The sequence below is a fragment of the Microcystis sp. Msp_OC_L_20101000_S702 genome (assembly GCF_007095705.1).
GTDB classification, from domain to species: Bacteria; Cyanobacteriota; Cyanobacteriia; order Cyanobacteriales; family Microcystaceae; genus Microcystis; species Microcystis ichthyoblabe_A.
On sequence record NZ_SFBO01000184.1, the window covers coordinates 1 to 15,635 of the forward strand.

At 38.2% G+C, this 15,635-nt stretch carries 14 protein-coding genes and 1 pseudogene; all 15 read right to left on the minus strand.

Annotated features, from left to right (window positions below):
- Positions 1–96: 96 nt before the first annotated feature.
- A complete protein-coding gene (locus tag EWV60_RS19150; RefSeq protein WP_502705835.1) occupies positions 97–462 on the minus strand; it encodes a helix-turn-helix domain-containing protein in 366 nt (121 codons plus the stop codon).
- A gap of 629 nt (positions 463–1,091) precedes the next feature.
- The gene (locus tag EWV60_RS19155) at positions 1,092–2,213 is read right to left on the minus strand and encodes an ABC transporter permease (RefSeq protein WP_287234068.1); all 1,122 of its coding nucleotides are present in this window, start codon (positions 2,211–2,213) and stop codon (positions 1,092–1,094) included.
- Positions 2,214–2,276: 63 nt separating this feature from the next.
- Entirely contained in the window at positions 2,277–4,250 is a 1,974-nt protein-coding gene (locus EWV60_RS19160) for an ATP-binding cassette domain-containing protein (RefSeq protein ID WP_287234070.1), read from the minus strand.
- The gene (locus tag EWV60_RS19165) at positions 4,250–5,512 is read right to left on the minus strand and encodes an HlyD family secretion protein (protein ID WP_287234072.1); all 1,263 of its coding nucleotides are present in this window, start codon (positions 5,510–5,512) and stop codon (positions 4,250–4,252) included. The genes EWV60_RS19160 and EWV60_RS19165 overlap by 1 nt, the downstream gene beginning before the upstream one ends.
- A gap of 79 nt (positions 5,513–5,591) precedes the next feature.
- The gene (locus tag EWV60_RS19170; protein WP_287234074.1) at positions 5,592–6,389 is read right to left on the minus strand and encodes a dienelactone hydrolase family protein; all 798 of its coding nucleotides are present in this window, start codon (positions 6,387–6,389) and stop codon (positions 5,592–5,594) included.
- Between the two features lie 119 nt (positions 6,390–6,508).
- A complete protein-coding gene (locus tag EWV60_RS19175) occupies positions 6,509–7,234 on the minus strand; it encodes a hypothetical protein (protein ID WP_287234076.1) in 726 nt (241 codons plus the stop codon).
- A 71-nt stretch (positions 7,235–7,305) separates the two neighbouring features.
- Positions 7,306–8,364, minus strand: a complete 1,059-nt coding sequence (locus EWV60_RS19180; RefSeq protein WP_287234078.1) for an adenine nucleotide alpha hydrolase family protein — start codon at positions 8,362–8,364, stop codon at positions 7,306–7,308.
- A 96-nt stretch (positions 8,365–8,460) separates the two neighbouring features.
- Complete coding sequence (locus EWV60_RS19185) at positions 8,461–9,228, minus strand: hypothetical protein (protein WP_287234080.1); 768 nt, start codon at positions 9,226–9,228, stop codon at positions 8,461–8,463.
- Between the two features lie 118 nt (positions 9,229–9,346).
- On the minus strand, positions 9,347–10,036 hold the full coding sequence (locus EWV60_RS19190; RefSeq protein WP_287234082.1) for a glutathione binding-like protein: 690 nt from the start codon (positions 10,034–10,036) through the stop codon (positions 9,347–9,349).
- A gap of 13 nt (positions 10,037–10,049) precedes the next feature.
- Positions 10,050–11,342 carry a beta-eliminating lyase-related protein gene (locus EWV60_RS19195; RefSeq protein ID WP_287234084.1) on the minus strand — a complete coding sequence of 431 codons (1,293 nt, stop codon included), beginning with the start codon at positions 11,340–11,342 and terminating at the stop codon, positions 10,050–10,052.
- Positions 11,339–12,178, minus strand: coding sequence for a ThiF family adenylyltransferase (locus EWV60_RS19200; protein WP_287234086.1), 840 nt, complete (start codon positions 12,176–12,178; stop codon positions 11,339–11,341). The genes EWV60_RS19195 and EWV60_RS19200 overlap by 4 nt, the downstream gene beginning before the upstream one ends.
- Positions 12,179–12,349: 171 nt before the next feature.
- A complete protein-coding gene (locus EWV60_RS19205; RefSeq protein ID WP_287234088.1) occupies positions 12,350–13,000 on the minus strand; it encodes a hypothetical protein in 651 nt (216 codons plus the stop codon).
- A gap of 58 nt (positions 13,001–13,058) precedes the next feature.
- On the minus strand, positions 13,059–13,490 hold the full coding sequence (locus tag EWV60_RS19210; protein WP_287234090.1) for an MAPEG family protein: 432 nt from the start codon (positions 13,488–13,490) through the stop codon (positions 13,059–13,061).
- A gap of 25 nt (positions 13,491–13,515) precedes the next feature.
- Positions 13,516–14,652, minus strand: coding sequence for a cupin-like domain-containing protein (locus tag EWV60_RS19215; protein ID WP_287234092.1), 1,137 nt, complete (start codon positions 14,650–14,652; stop codon positions 13,516–13,518).
- Between the two features lie 458 nt (positions 14,653–15,110).
- Positions 15,111–15,206: pseudogene (locus EWV60_RS23320) on the minus strand (hypothetical protein); the annotation flags it as partial.
- Positions 15,207–15,635 lie beyond the last annotated feature (429 nt).

The following is a 15,635-nucleotide window of genomic DNA, read 5'->3' on the forward strand; positions in this document are numbered from 1 at the left end:
TTCCGTGAATTCTAGGTTAATCATGTTTTTAATGAGTGCTTTGCTTCTAATTATGACTCTTGAACTATATTATTGTCTTTGAGTAAAAAATGCAAGTTATAACCGTGCAAAGTATAGCACGGTGTCTGGGTCGGATAATTTTCTTAATTCTTTTTGTCCAGGTAGGGATAATTTTCCCGATTTTATCAATAAGTTTTCGACTTTATGCACAGTTCGACAAACCATCGACTCTGAGACTCCCCACTCGCACCCAATGTGAAAATAAGTCCGATATTCCCGCCAGTATTGAATAGCTATTAAAACCTGATCTTCTGGGATTAATCTACAAGGACGACCTGGCTTATTCTTCTTTTTTTCGTATTCTTTAATGATGTTAACAATCAGATAAAAAGTTCGGCGACTCATTCCCGTTAAACGCTTAAATTTCTTTCGACATAACCTATTCGTTTCGGCAAATTTCATACTCTTATTCTGTTTTTTATCTATTAAGGACAGATTTTAAACAGTATCACAAAAAAACTCTTTTGTTATGCTGGCAACACTATCTCATTGTGGCGATCGCTGTCTCGTGAGAGTATTGGCAAAAATAAATAGCCTTTTATTATATCACGAAAGACTTTTGCAAGAGGTCTATTTATTAATAAAAATAATCGGAACCTGATCAGTTTTTAAACCTCTAGCTTGATCATGACTTTTCTGATAAATATCTTTTTCTAGCTCCTGTCTGGCTTACTCAAATATAGCGGTTCTCACACCTGTATGGCACACTTAAACCTTTGCTGATTAAGCTTTTCAACATCGATAATATACCCAGGGCAAGCGCATCTTAACAATCCTTGACAAAATGAACTTTGTGTGAGTTGCTTACCCAGAGGGCGATTCAGGAATATTTGAGGAGAATTTGCCATCTCAATTGTTAAGCAAGAATCGACCAAATGTTAAGATTTCGTAACTATTCTGATTGACTGGTATCACCTGAAATGCCCACACAGCAAGCGGATCACAAAATTGGCCAATTGTCAATAGCTTTTGAGATGCTCTCACCCTGATAATATACCTCTTGCGAACAGGAAACGCTATAATTACATTTCTTAATTCTTAAATTGCATTTTTTTGATTAATTGATAAGTTAGATAAAAAACAATTATTCCCCAAAGCGTCAAAATAAGTAAAGAAAGCCAAACTCCACTCCATCCAATTCCTCTAACATAGGCATCCCGACTTATTTCAATATAATATCTAGTGGGAATAAGATAAGAAATTAGAGAGAGAGGAAAAGGAATATTGTTAATAGGATAAATAAAACCTGAAAGAAGTAAAGCTGTTAAAAAACCAGTCATAGCAACTGCTTCAATGGCCGCAGTTTGATTGGGCGCACGAATTCCAATAAAAATTCCATATAAAGTAGAATTAAATAAAAAAATGATAGTTCCCAATAATAAAGTTGTAGGCTCAATCACTAATTTTAGTTTCCAAATTAATAGGCCAGAAACCATCATGAAAACTGCTTCTAAAATACCGATCAAAAGATAAGCAAAACTTTTGCCTAAGATAAATTCTGTGGCTGTTATAGCGGAAGAATAAACTTGAACGATTGTTCCTTCAGTTTTTTCCCGGATCATGGCAATAGCTGCTAATAGCGAGGGATAAGTCCATAAAATTAATCCATATAATCCAGGTATAATATAAAGATGTTCTTGACGACCAGGATTAGACCAAATCCGAAGATGTGCTGTTAAATTATTGTTGCTGGTTTGTAATCTTTCATATTCTAGAAAAAAGAAAGTAGTAGCCTGTATGCTATTTTTGATTAGACGGGCATTATTAACATCACTTCCATCGACTAAAATTTGAACAAAACTAGGAGAATTGGATTTAATTTTTTTGCTAAAATCGGGAGGAATAATAACAGCTACTTTAGCAAGGCCTTGAGCAATTAAAATATCAGGTTGTTGCCCTGAATACTTAGATAAAAATTTATCGTCTATTCGCCTAAACTGATTAGTTGCGAGGAGACGTTCAATATAAGCACGACTTAAGGGAGTTAACGAAAAATCTTGAATATATATCGGAATATTTTTAGATTCTAAGCGAATGGCAAAACCAAAAATCAAGAGAGTCATGAAAGGTAACACAAATGCAAGTGCTAAAGTCAGACGATCTCGCTTAAATTGGGATAATTCTTTAAGGCATTGAACAAAAATTTTTTTCATATTTTTAATCGAGAGTCTGCTTCGTCGAATTAACTCTAATTTTCTTGAAATTTTTGAGGTACTTTAGTCACGTTTTGAATGAAGTTCAACAATATTAATAAAAACATCTTCTAAAGAAAAGGGAATAGGACGTATCAAAAATACCTGAATATTAGCCACTTTTAGAATAGTTTCAATCTGAGAGATTTCCAAGTCAGAATTAATTAAAATAACATGAAGACGATCTCCAAAAAAAGAAACTCGCCAAGGCTCTAGCTCCTTTTTCAGTAAATCATAAGTCTGTTGAATATTATTAGTTGATAACTCAATTAATTCTCCAGGTTGAGTCGCTTTCAGTTCACTAGGAGAACCTTGAGCAACAATTTCTCCTCCTACCATAAATCCAATTCGATTACATTGTTCCGCTTCCTCTAGATAGTGAGTCGTTACTAAGATTGATGTACCAGAACGGGCGAATTGATTAATTAGTTTCCAAAATTGACGACGAGCTAAAGGATCAACACCAGAAGTAGGTTCATCTAAAAAAAGGATGCTTGGTTCATGCATTACAGAAGCTCCAAAAGCTACTCGCTGTTTCCAACCACCTGGTAAATTACTGGTTAACATCTTTTCTTTCCCTTGTAAACCACAAGTTTCTAAAACCCATTCTATTTTACGACGGCGCGATCGACGAGAAACACCGTAAACTCCACAATAAAACTCTAAATTTTCTAAAATTGTTAAATCATCATAGAGAGTAAACTTTTGGCTCATATAGCCAATTTTTTGTCGCAGTTGACTACTACGGGAATTAACTTGAGTCCCAGCCAGAGATAATTGACCTGTAGTTGGTTCAATTAAACCACATAACATTTTAATAGTAGTTGTTTTACCTGCTCCATTAGCTCCTAATAATCCATAAATTTCCCCATAGCGAACTTCTAAATTAATCTCTTTAACAGCTTTAAAATTACCAAATACTTTTCCTAAAGAATTTACTTCAATAGCCAAATCTGAATTTTCTCGAAAGTGATTAACCTGATCATGGGGGAATGGTTTAAAAGGAGGGGGATTTTCTAATTGTTGTAACCGAGTAATAAAAACATTTTCTAAAGTCGGCTCGACCACTTGAATAGAGTTTAATTTAACTTTATTTAATTCACAAAGATTTTCAATTTCAGTTTTTCCATGATGGGAATTTTTAACCAATACATCTAGGTGATCTCCAAATGTTTGTACATCCACCAAGAATTTTTTATGGCAGTGTGCGATGAGTATTTTTTCAACAGATTCTAATTCTGGAGTTCGTACTTCTAACCGTTTTAAAGCTAAACTATCTCGCAGTTCTGAAAGAATACCTATTTGCTCAATTTTTCCTTTATGGATGAAAGCAATTCGATGACAACGTTCAGCCTCATCAAGATAGGGGGTCGCAACAACAATTGTTATTCCTGCATGAGCAATTCCTACTAAAATATCCCAAAACTCACGACGAGAAACGGGATCAACGCCTGTTGTTGGTTCATCTAATAAAAGAATTTCTGGTTGAGAAATTAACGCACAACATAGAGCCAATTTCTGTTTCATTCCCCCTGAAAGTTGTCCAGCCAAACGGTCACTAAATTCCTGTAAATTAACTAATTGTAAATATTTATTCCGTAATTGAGTATAAACATGAGAAGAAACTTGGCATACTCCGGCACTGTAACGTAGGTTCTCTTCAATCGTCAAGTCTGAATATAAAGAAAATTTCTGAGTTAAATAGCCAATGGATAGGCGAACTTGGCGAGGTGGTTTTCCCAAGACCGTTACTTTTCCAGCTGAAGCTTCCATTATACCACCTAAAATATGGAAGGTACTCGTTTTTCCTGCACCATCAGGTCCAATTAACCCAAAAATTTCACCTTTTCGCACAGAAAAATTAATCCCTTTAATAGCGACTAATTCATCATAATGTTTATAGAGGTCTTTAACTTCAATAACATCCAAGGCTGAAGATGAATTAAGATCAGCTTGAAAAGAGTTATCAAAATGTGATTGTAAAATTTGACGACTCATCAAAACTCTTCCTCTAGCTTAATTTCTGCATCAGCTGGCATTCCAGGTTTTGCAAACCCCTGGGGATTATCTAGACTGAATTTTATTCCAAAAACTTGTTTGACTCGCTCTTCTTGAAAATAGATATTTTCAGGGGTAAAAGAAGCTTGAGTATCGATCGCACTAATGTGTGCACTAAGCGGCTGATCGGGAGCAGAATCTAAAAAAACCTGAGCTTGTTGACCAATTTTGATTTTCCCAATTTCACCCTCGGGAATATATCCTCGAAGATAAACAGTATCAGGATTAATAACTGTCAAGAGAGTTTTGCCAGCAGAGACAACAACTCCCGGTTCGACAGTGCGAACTATCACAATCCCATCAATTGGACTAATCACGTTTAAATCATCTATTTTTGTTTTGATTTGTTGCTCTTCCGCTTTAGCATTAGCGACTTCAGCTTGGGCTGCTTTATATCGTAAACGCGATTGAGCTAACTGGTTGGTTAAACTTTGAAGTTGAGTCAGACGAATTTGAGAATTTAAAAGGGTCGTTTGTGCTAATTTTAACTCTCCCTCTGCTGCTTCAATTAATTTTTGAAAAGAATTTACAGAAGCTTGACGAGCTTTGACTGTGGCTTGACTTGTGGCTAATACTGTTTCTGCCTGATCGAATTGCTGTTGAATAATCACTCCTTCTATAACTAATGTTAAAAAACGATTATAATTAGTTTGTGCCAGCTTGAGTTCAGCTTTAGCTTGATCAAGTTGACTATGTGCTTCATTGAGTTGGGATTTACTAGAATCGAGATTGGCTTTAGCTTGAAAAAGACGCGCTTGAGAGTCTTGTTTAGACTGCTCTATATTAAGTTTGACTTCTTGAATTTGATTTTCAATAATACTTATTTGTAAAGCAGCTTCACCTTCTTGTTGTTTAGTAAGGAGTAAACGGGCCTTTGCTCCTTGCAGTTGAGCTTGAATTTCTTCGTCATCTTGACGGACAAGTATCTGATTTTTAGAAACTTTATCTCCCTCTCTAACAGCAACAAAGTTAATTCTTCCTGAAACTTTAGAGCTAATATCAGTTTCATAGGCTTCTAGGCGTCCACTGATTCGCAAGGGGTGAACTTTTTGGGGAATTAAAAAATACCAAAAGCCACCTAATGTTCCTACAATGGATAAACCTAAAACCAGTAAAGATACTCGAAAAAATCTTCGACTAGAAGAAGATGGGGCAAAAGTTTTATTTTTCTCTTGCTGAAGTTTTAAATTGAGTTCATCCATACTTGTTTAAGTCATGTTGTTGGGAATATTTTGTGGTTTTGACAAATTATTTAATGTATAAATAATTTTGTTTGGGCATTTATTGAGATTGAATCAGACGATCCCTAATAAAAGCTACAGTTTGAGATTCAGCGATAACGGTTGGATGTCCTGGGTGATCAACATAATGCACTCCTAAAACGGAATGTGCTAAGGGATTAATCCCATGTGGATTACCAATAGAGGAATCAATTTCGATCGCTAGAAATTTAGAGCCAAAAGCCTCACGAAGTCTCTGAAACCTTTGGGAAGGGACGAAGATATCATTGGTAAATCGCAAACCCAATAAACAAATGTTTTGTTCAGCACTTCTGGCTTTTGCTTGTTCAAGGGTATTTTCATCAACTCCTACCTCTGATTGACGGGACGGTGTTAGGGCAAACGGAAGTGAAGGATTGCAAACAACAGGGGCTAATACCGCCTCTTCTATCATCATTGCCAAAGCAAAACCCCCTGTAAGACACATTCCAATAGCTCCGACTCCAGGTCCTCCAGATTGACTATGAGCATATTGAGCTAATAATCTTAACCAAGAGGTCACCGGACTGTTTTTATTGGTTGCTAATACGGTAAACTCTTGCATAACACAAGCACGACCTAAAGAGGTTGCTATGTAGGGGATACTGACCTTTTTGCCCGGTTTACCCAGCAATGAAGGCAACCAAACCGATAAACCCGCATTACAAAAAGCATTGGCTAACCGAACCACTCCAGGGTGAATCCCCGGAATCTCGTGCATAACAATAACTGCTGGCCCTTGACCTTTGCGAAAAACAGTACGAGTTTCATTATCAAAAGTCAATTCAAGCTTGTCAAAATCAGATAAATTCTGTAACATAAATACTGCAATGACTGAAATTAAAGATTAAGAACAATAGATATCCCCAATAATCTGGATTTAACCCTACAGAACAGTTTACAAGGGTTTGAGGTTAATTTATAGAGATATCTAATCAATTAAATGATGTGTTTCTTCAAAATTAAGCTCAGTCCCAGCCCCCCCAGTAATGCTAAACCTGTATTAGATAAGGGTTCAGGAACAGCTACAACTTGAAGTGAAGCATTATAAACAATGGGACCGAGGAAATTGTCGGGAGTCAATAAACTAACAGGAATACCGGGGGGAACATTCGGAGCAAAATGGACTACAGCAGCTTGAACTTCATTGGTGATGAAATCAGTTAAGACCCCTGTTAGATCAGATGAGATACTTAGGATTAAAGGATCTAATGGATCGGGTGAATTAGGATCAAGAACAACTTTTCGGTTAACTGTCTGCAATTCAAAGGAGAAGTTAACTAAATTGGGAATTGTTAAGCTCAGAAAGTCACTGACATATAAACTAGGATTATTAGAGCCATTAAAAAACGGGCTCGATTGGGTAATTAATCCATTAGAGATCCCTTCATGAACATCCCGAATTGCCCCTAGTTTTGAAGGATTCATCAGTGCGGGAGCAAAAGACCCCGTGGCATTATTAACTTGAAAATTTCCCAAGACATTCGGATTAGGCACCAGATTAGAAGAATCGATATAATCAAATTGATTGGAACTGCCAAAGACATAGCCAGAAAAATCAATACGACTTCCAACTGTTGCTCCTTTAGCTATATTACAATTAGTCACTAAACTGGTCACGACCAATGGAATCGTTACGATGGTACTTAACAGCTTTGTTTTCATCAGATCCTCTCTTAAAATAATGAGTTAAAAGTCAGATATTGTGCTTTTTGAGCTTGAATACTTGAGAATCTTTATCCTGTTTCCCCATCTTTAATCCGTAGCTGCTCAGGTTTTAATTCTAGCCAGGCTAAAGAGCTAGTTACATAACGTCCTAACAAGATTTTATTTTGTGCCATAAAATCCATTAAAGAGAAAAGAAATCGCCAAAGAGAACGACGGGCTTTTCCTTCACGAATTAATTGCGAAAATTCTGGTTTATAAGGATTATAACCCAAGTTTTTGAGGTCAGAATAAATCAGAAGCCAATTCAACGTAAAATTACTGAGAACGGGATTGACATACCAGCGATTTTTGGCTAAACCCAATTCGACAACTTTTGCCATGACTTCTTCTTGGTTGTAATCCCAAGCATGAAAGGGAGCGATAATACGAGGAAATTTGGCATCTTTTCCATATATATTAGGATTCCAAAACAGATCTTTCTCAGACTCCTCAAACAAACCATTTTCAAAAAATTCATAAGGAGTCCAGTCCTCGAGTATTCTTGCTTGAGGCATTTCGTAAAGCATTCGGGCTGGGTCAGGTTGACCAGGAGAATACCCTGTGATGATCAGGGGAATGTTCTTTTCCATGGCTAAACGAAGAATGTCTCCTTCTCTAATATCTAACCAAAAATAACAAACTGTATAAACAGCACCACGCTTATCTTGATTACACAAAAGATAGCGAATAAATCGCCGATAAAGCTCTTTTGACGGAGTCACAACGTGATGATCGACATTAAGCTGCTTTACTGTGCGACGGATATTATCCCAAGTATTCGGAGGAATATCAAAGTCGCTTGTGTAAGCCAAAACCCGTAAGTTGTAATCTTTGACCAGTTTATAAAGTAAATAACAACTATCTTTGCCTCCACTAAAAGAGAGTATACAGTCGTATTCTCCATTACCTGAAGGTTTTCTAAGGATTTCTTCAAGTTCTTGCTTTCGTAACTCTCGTTCTTTTTCCTGTTGCTGATTATTGTTGCCTTGCTTTTCCCATTCTCGACAAAAGTTACAGACTCCATGGGTATCGAGACTGACTCCTTCGACTTGTGTTGTTAACAAGCATTTTTTGCAGGTTTTGGTCATCCTATTTAATCTCTCATAACCTATTGTGCATTTAAACTCGAATATGTTTTAACTAAGTGGCAAGCTTCCTAAAAAACAGGGAAGCTTGCATTCTAATTACACAGTTACATTAGACATACGAGCATATACTTCTTTGGCATAAGTCATAGCATCCTCAAGAAAGTCAGCATAAGAATTAAGCGCATTAGCTGCTGTTTCTACAAGGATATCTGTATAGTCAGGATGCTCACTAACCAATTTATCAACAATTTCAAAATTTGTTTCGGTATGTTCAACATCCGCCACAACGTGCTTATGTAAAAAACTAATATTAGGTAGAGAGTGTTGCCCCATAGAGGCAACCCATTTCTTAATCAAAGTTGGCCCGTAGGTCGTCGAGATTAATTCGATCTCAACATCAATGGCTAATTCAGCCCAAGGGGAATCTCCTTCAATTACTTGCTCGTGTAACTGATGATAACGTTTGACGGCAGGACTCATTTTATTAGCCAGTAACTCTTTGGCATCTAGAGGAAAGTTAGATTCTTCTTTATTCCATACAGCAACGAGATTTTCTACATCTTCGATAGCCCAATTTTCGTGACCATCTTCTTCTCCTTCATGCTCATAGAAAAAGTCAGCCATCTCTTGTAAACCTAAGTCTTGACATCCATCACCAGCACGTTTTAAGTAAACGGGAATAGGTTCAGTAAGTCCAGCACTCAAGGCACACCAATGAATCATAAAAAGTTTTAAGAGTGTTGGTTCGACTTCCTCTTCCCATATTTCTTTGACAACAGGTCTTGAGGCAAACTCTTGGCGTAGTAATTCACATCTTTTTTGGTATTGATTTTGATGGATTTTGGCTTTTTCTGCAGTAGTCATGGCATCATTTCTCCTATGGTTAGATTAAAGTGGGTTTGTACTTAACTAATACTGTGGACAGTGTTACTCGGTTAACGCCGTAGTAAGGGGAAAAATCAACAAAGATCAAGGAAATAGATCATTGATTAGGCTTAATGTCAAATAATAAGCGACGTGCCTCCTCATCCATCTGGTAATCACCTTGAATGGGTTCACCCACTTCGTAAGCCCTTTTGACAGCTGGACGTTCGGAAATCCGAGTAACCCATTGGGCAACTCTGGGAAAATCGGCAAGGGGAACGTTAATGAGATCAGAAAATTTGATCCAAGGATAGCAAGCCATATCTGCGATCGAATAATCTCCTGTCAGATACTCTCTATCACTCAATCGTTTTTCCATTACTCCTAACAATCGCTTGACTTCGCTGACATACCTTTTTTTGGCATAAGGAATATCTTCGGGAGCATATCGAGTAAAATGATTCGCCTGTCCCATCATTGGACCAATTCCCCCCATCTGCCACATTAGCCATTGAATGGTTTGATGACGAATCCCTAAATCCGATGCTAAAAATTGATCGGCTTTCTCGGCGAGATAGATGAGAATACTGCCTGATTCAAACAAAGCCAAGGGTTTATTTCCCTCAGCAGGCGAATGATCAACAATTGCGGGAATACGGTTATTGGGGGCGATCTCCAAAAAATCAGCTTGAAATTGCTCTCCTCGCAAGATATTTATTGGTTTGATTTGGTATGGTAATCCAGTTTCTTCAAGGAAAATTAAAGGTTTATAACCATTCGGTGTAGGCCAGAAATAGAGATCAATCATAGTCAAAAACCAACTAATTACTGGTTACTAAATCCATCGGACGATACCGGGATCTCAAAAATCCCGTCAAACCCGATCCCTTTGCCACAATCTTTAGCCCTTGAATTTTCTTTTTAGCTGTTAAAAGACTAGAAATACCATCAGCAACTTGGTTGATTGCCTCCTCCTCTAACCCCAAAATGGGCACAGCAAAACGAACCAAGCAAAGCTTATTCGCTATCTGAGTTAGAGAGCTAGAATTGAGAGAGCCGCGAATTCCATAATCTTTAAACAGTTGATAAAGAAAAGCTTGGGCTGGGTGATGAGTATCAGGAAGATCCAAACACTGAGCATTGATCTCCAGAAAAACCCCATGTCCTCCCACTGGTTGAACTAAATTCTGGTGGTTTCTGAGAGCTTCGTGCAGTTTTTTGACAAGATTGATTCGTCGGCGAACCAAAGAAGTTACCCTATCCATGTCAATTATGGCACACGATAGTAATTCTTGAGCATCATGACTCAAACCGCTTCCGAAAAGCACTAAGTTATCCAGACAACGATAAAATAGTTTAGGATCTCGTACAGCTAGAAAGCCGCCGATTGAGGTAGGAAAATCCTTAGTGGCACTCATGGTACAGCCATCTGCATAGGAGCAGAATTGGCGGATAATCTCATCAATGGAAGTATTTTGATATCCCTCTTCTCGTTCCTGAATCATCAGAGCATTATCAATAATTCTACAGCCATCCAAATAGACAGGAATCTTATAATGACGAGCTAACTCAGCAACAGCGCACATATTTTCCAGAGAAATTGGATGTCCACCGACTGCGTTGTTACAAGGCTCGATGCAAATATAAGGAATCCAATTCGGATGATAATTTTCAATGGTTCGTTCAAGGGCGTTGATATCTATATTTCCTTTGAAAGGATACGAGTTCCTTATGTCTAAAGACTCAGGACACATTACTTCCACAGATGCCCCACCATGACGTTCTTGATGAATCCTCGTGGTAGGAAACAGAGAACTGCCGGGGATATAATGACCATTGCGGATGATAGCCTGGCTTAAAATAGCCTCTGCTAAGCGACCCTGAGAAACAGCCATAACATAGGGGAATCCAAAATATTGGCTAAATATTTGCTCAGGACTCAGTCCATCAGAAGAAGTCCGTTGACTCAATTGAGAGTCTCGGTTGTCTGGTATAGAAACCGTTTGATGAATAAGACTATCAGTCTGTAGATCAAGCTCAATATGTTCTCTAGGAACGATATCTAGATTATGTCCGGTAAGTTCTAAAATTTGTATCCTAGAAGTAAGACTCATGTCTGTTCTCCTTCAAATTCGGAGCGAAGTTCACTGACATCAACAATCTTATAGCTCATCCGAAACAAATCGAAAAACATGGCTTTTGGTAATACAATCGGCTTTCTTGAGCCAGGGATAATGCCATCTAATAGATAGGCAATACACTCTGTTGCCAGTAAAGAACTCCCAATAACAGGCCCAACCGCGAGAGTGGGAACTTTACCAATTTGTAAACTCTTACCAATAACATCAATTTGCTCAGGGACAAACCACTCATTAAAAATGTCAGGAAATGCTGTAGCCTGTTTAACATTGCGAAAAGTATTTGTCCAGAATTCCATGCTCATTCCGCCAGGAGAAGAACATAAAGCAAAGCACCCAAATCCTAAAATTGGGGCAACTACACTAAATATTCCTAAGTCTCTGGCTTTTTGATGTATCGTTTCTCGAAGTTCATAGGGAACTGCGGCATCCAAACAATCAACAAGGATATCAGCTTCTTTAAGAAACTCATCCTGATTATTGTTAGTAAGACCTTCATTAAAAACCTGAATTTGAGCTTCAGGATTAATATCAAGAATCAGATCTCGATAAACCTCTGCTTTATTCTTGCCCATTGTGGAACCCGTTGCTCCCCATTGTCGGTTCATATCAGGGGGATCAAAATCGGCAGGGTCTGCTAAATGAAAAGAACCAATTCCCAAGCGGCACATTGTCAAGGCCATTGCCCCACCAATCCCACCACATCCAGCAATAACAATTTTCTTCTTAGCTAAATATTCTACACCGGCGTTGGTGAGGAGGGGTAAGCTTCGATTAAGAAAATAGTCTGGTGAATTAATAGATAATGTCATTATCATTTGCCAAATCTGTCATTCAGATAAGTTATGAAAGCAGCAATTCTCATCTTAAGATTTTATGGACTTATCAATCCTGTGCTTTCTCAAATGGCGTACACTTAGGGTAAAATGAGAATTGCTTTATAAAACAGTTGCCGTTAATACTAGGCTAAATATGTCAAGTATTTATGATGCTATCAAGTTATTAGATAGCAAAGAACTAATACTCCAATCATACTTGCCTAGATTAACTTCTCCTTGGTTGACATACATAAACTGAGCTTGAACGTTATGAATTGTAATTAACCCCCCAGGTAGATTTCTCATCCCTAGTCGAGATAATGTGCGATGGTTGGCGGAGGGCAGTAAAGGCATTCCTAAACACAAATCCAAATCAGATTGACACTGGAAAAGTTTGAGAGCAGCACCAGGTAAAGCTATCGCTAAAACAGTGTTTCCCACTTTGATTCGTCTATACTGTTTGGCGACAATATTGTAGGTTGAAGTCATAACTTTCCTGTATCCTTGACTAAGGATGAAAGCCATCGATTCCTCTGTCATCACCCCAAGGTAGGATAAAAAACGCGAAGCTAGGAGTTGTAAGTCGATGTAGTTAATCAGACCAAGGGCAGCAATATTGACTCCTTCTCGAAAAACAATTATCTTATCGGCAGCCAAAAACTTGTCGGAATGTTTAACAGATAAACCTTCTAATCCTAACTCCTCAATCGTCTCAGTCCATTGCGCCTGCCAAAATTTATAGGCTTCATTATAGAGAAACCTTTGCATTGGTTCTTTTTTGTCGATTAACTGTAGTTGAATGGAGTTGTCTGCCATCATTTTTGGGTATTTTCACCTCAATAAGTGTGTATCAAACAGTAGTGACTTGACTAGACTAAGCTAATCCCAAGAGAACGGTAATTATGTTCCAACTCATACCAAACAAACAAAGAATTCCTACTCCGTAGGCAATAGTTCGCCATGGCTGTAACCCTAGAAGATAGGTTAAGGTATGAAACAGACGTGCTATGGTAAAAATCGAAAATAGCCAACTGGCAGCTTTGGGAGACGCTCCAAGTAAGACATAAGCTATTCCAAGACTACAAAAGATAGGGATGTTCTCCAAATCATTGAGCCAAGCTTTGGCTGCACGTCGGACTTGCGGTAATTCTTCGGCTGCCGGATGTTTTTGAAAGACTTGGGCATCTTCTGGATTGAGAAAGACACCCTGGCTAAGACGATAAAAACCTTGATATGCTGAAGTGGTGAACATTTTCAAAAATAAGACAACAACACACAAGGAATACCAGTCAAGAGCATTTTCCATCAATTTCTCCTCAAATTCCATTGCCTTAGACAGATACTCTCCTGATAAATTCTTGTTGGTCAAACTCAAAGGCCAATTTTGCTCCACTAGCAGCATCCGAACCCCAACCATCTTTTAGACAAGTCCAAACGGTTTGACGAAAGCGATTAGAGGTAATCCACATTAAGGAAAACAATGGATGTCCCACAAGTAGATTGTTAATAGCTCGTGAAGCAATTCCAATAGAAGGCTCAGGAGTATCTACACAGTGCCACCACCATTGAGGAGAAAAGAGGACATCTCCCGGTTCTAAGGTTGTCGTAAATTTGGGAATATAGCGATACAAGGGATAGCCCTCTGCCTCAATCTCATCATTGGTTTTCTTCCAATCAATCATAGTAGCGGCATAAAACATATCTTTGCGAGTGATCGGATACATCCACATAGAGTGCTGTGGATGAACTAAAGTCCATTCTTTCCGCCCATAGACCATCGTAAACAGATTCGGTCCACCTGTGCAATGCCATGCTGAACGAACTCCTCCCCCCGATAAAAAAAGCTGGGTTGACATAATTCGCTGTTGTCGTATGCTCAGATATTTCCCAAGTGTTTTGAGATCTAGTGCTTCACGCAAAGCTGGATTTCTGTTAAATAAATCCTCGGTATGTCCCGGATAATAAGTGCCACCATTTTTGATATTTTCTACGACCTCAGATAATGGAATGTCTATATAGCGTAGTGCCTCTTCATTGATTTCATTGGCACGCACACGAGTAGAAACCATTTCGTTGCCATAATTCGCAGCAAAGAATTCAGGTGTCCAAGTTTTCACCGCTTCCCAGTGCTTTGCTGCTCCTCGAAAAACAACTGGGGTATTCGGTTTCAGATACACTTCGTGAAATTGTTGTGGCGAGATTTCATCAATCGTCAACTCAGGTATAGGCAGTGTAGGAGAATCTCCAGAAGGGATTGACTGATTTTTGATGCTCTCCTCAATAGGCTTCATTTTCTTAATACACCAAGGTGAGCCATAAGCCCCATGTTGCTCCCGTCCTATAAAGTAGTAACGGTAAAGAAAAAGTCCCCAATATTTTAGAGCCGTCACACGATCTACATTAGGAGAACTACTAAGATCAACATTAGGAAAAGAAGAAAAATGGCTTTGTTCAAATCTTGCTAACATTTGTACCCTTCAGTGCAAAATTATCTTTGCTTACTTAACCTCAACCTACAGTCGAGAAGAAACCCATAGCGTTGAGCCAAACCCCAATAGAATAGATTCCACAGCGAGGTCTGGAAAAACCCAACTCCTAAACCATCCCAGACTACCATCATTTTTGTATAGATTGTACCAAACTTAATATATCTTCACATTCCGCACCCTAAGAAACCGTTTGTAAATTAATGTAAAAAGCTCGCCAAGTCAAGGTTTTGGCGATTTATAGAGCAAATGAACTAAAAACTCAGGATATTTGTCAAGTCAAGGTTTTGGCGATTTAAATACTTGTTTACCAACAGTTTCTAAGTGTCACAGTTGACGGGGGAGCATCTCATTTATGCAAGTGAGTAATTATACTTGTCCCTAAAACTGGTTTCTGGCAAGGCTTTTAAAATAGCTTGACATAAAACCTGATTTAGGGGTTACAAAGGTGAGATGCTCCCCACAGAACTATTTTGGTAAGTGTTATCCGTCTTCGTGAGGAGTCCTAAAGCAACACAGGCCGTAAGAAGTTTTTTGCCGCTTACGGGAGAAAATTGACAGTCTTGAGCAAGTTCTTCAACCGTTTTAGATTGCTTGGATCATTGTTCAAAAATTCCTAATTCTAAAGCGGAGAAAAGCGTTTGTGTTTTCCATCCAGCAATGATTAACTCTTGAATATCGAGAACATTCATCAGAAATAACTCCTGTTAGAAATGACATTAATTTGAAAGTGAGAAACAAAAATTTATAGCAATTCTCTGACTTATGGGGTACAGTAGCAACAGTGAGTAAACCAATTACGAATATCTTTTTGAGTAACTTCTAACATAGCCAATTCAATCCCTTCTATGGCTCTTCGTTACCCTTTATGCTAAATCAACAGACAAGATGCCAAGACAACATACTTCTAACCCAAAAATTCCGAAAGTTTCTAAAGCCATAGCCTCTCCGTTTTATTAGTTTAA

What these genes read in the sequence shown, in the direction of transcription:
- EWV60_RS19190 (WP_287234082.1), bottom strand. Translation starts at nt 10,036, where the DNA reads ATGATTGATCTCTATTTCTGGCCTACACCGAATGGTTATAAACCTTTA.
- EWV60_RS19150 (WP_502705835.1), bottom strand. Translation starts at nt 462, where the DNA reads ATGAAATTTGCCGAAACGAATAGGTTATGTCGAAAGAAATTTAAGCGT.
- EWV60_RS19210 (WP_287234090.1), bottom strand. Translation starts at nt 13,490, where the DNA reads ATGGAAAATGCTCTTGACTGGTATTCCTTGTGTGTTGTTGTCTTATTT.
- EWV60_RS19170 (WP_287234074.1), bottom strand. Translation starts at nt 6,389, where the DNA reads ATGTTACAGAATTTATCTGATTTTGACAAGCTTGAATTGACTTTTGAT.
- EWV60_RS19155 (WP_287234068.1), bottom strand. Translation starts at nt 2,213, where the DNA reads ATGAAAAAAATTTTTGTTCAATGCCTTAAAGAATTATCCCAATTTAAG.
- EWV60_RS19175 (WP_287234076.1), bottom strand. Translation starts at nt 7,234, where the DNA reads ATGAAAACAAAGCTGTTAAGTACCATCGTAACGATTCCATTGGTCGTG.
- EWV60_RS19195 (WP_287234084.1), bottom strand. Translation starts at nt 11,342, where the DNA reads ATGAGTCTTACTTCTAGGATACAAATTTTAGAACTTACCGGACATAAT.
- EWV60_RS19200 (WP_287234086.1), bottom strand. Translation starts at nt 12,178, where the DNA reads ATGACATTATCTATTAATTCACCAGACTATTTTCTTAATCGAAGCTTA.
- EWV60_RS19205 (WP_287234088.1), bottom strand. Translation starts at nt 13,000, where the DNA reads ATGGCAGACAACTCCATTCAACTACAGTTAATCGACAAAAAAGAACCA.
- EWV60_RS19180 (WP_287234078.1), bottom strand. Translation starts at nt 8,364, where the DNA reads ATGACCAAAACCTGCAAAAAATGCTTGTTAACAACACAAGTCGAAGGA.
- EWV60_RS19185 (WP_287234080.1), bottom strand. Translation starts at nt 9,228, where the DNA reads ATGACTACTGCAGAAAAAGCCAAAATCCATCAAAATCAATACCAAAAA.
- EWV60_RS19160 (WP_287234070.1), bottom strand. Translation starts at nt 4,250, where the DNA reads ATGAGTCGTCAAATTTTACAATCACATTTTGATAACTCTTTTCAAGCT.
- EWV60_RS19165 (WP_287234072.1), bottom strand. Translation starts at nt 5,512, where the DNA reads ATGGATGAACTCAATTTAAAACTTCAGCAAGAGAAAAATAAAACTTTT.
- EWV60_RS19215 (WP_287234092.1), bottom strand. Translation starts at nt 14,652, where the DNA reads ATGTTAGCAAGATTTGAACAAAGCCATTTTTCTTCTTTTCCTAATGTT.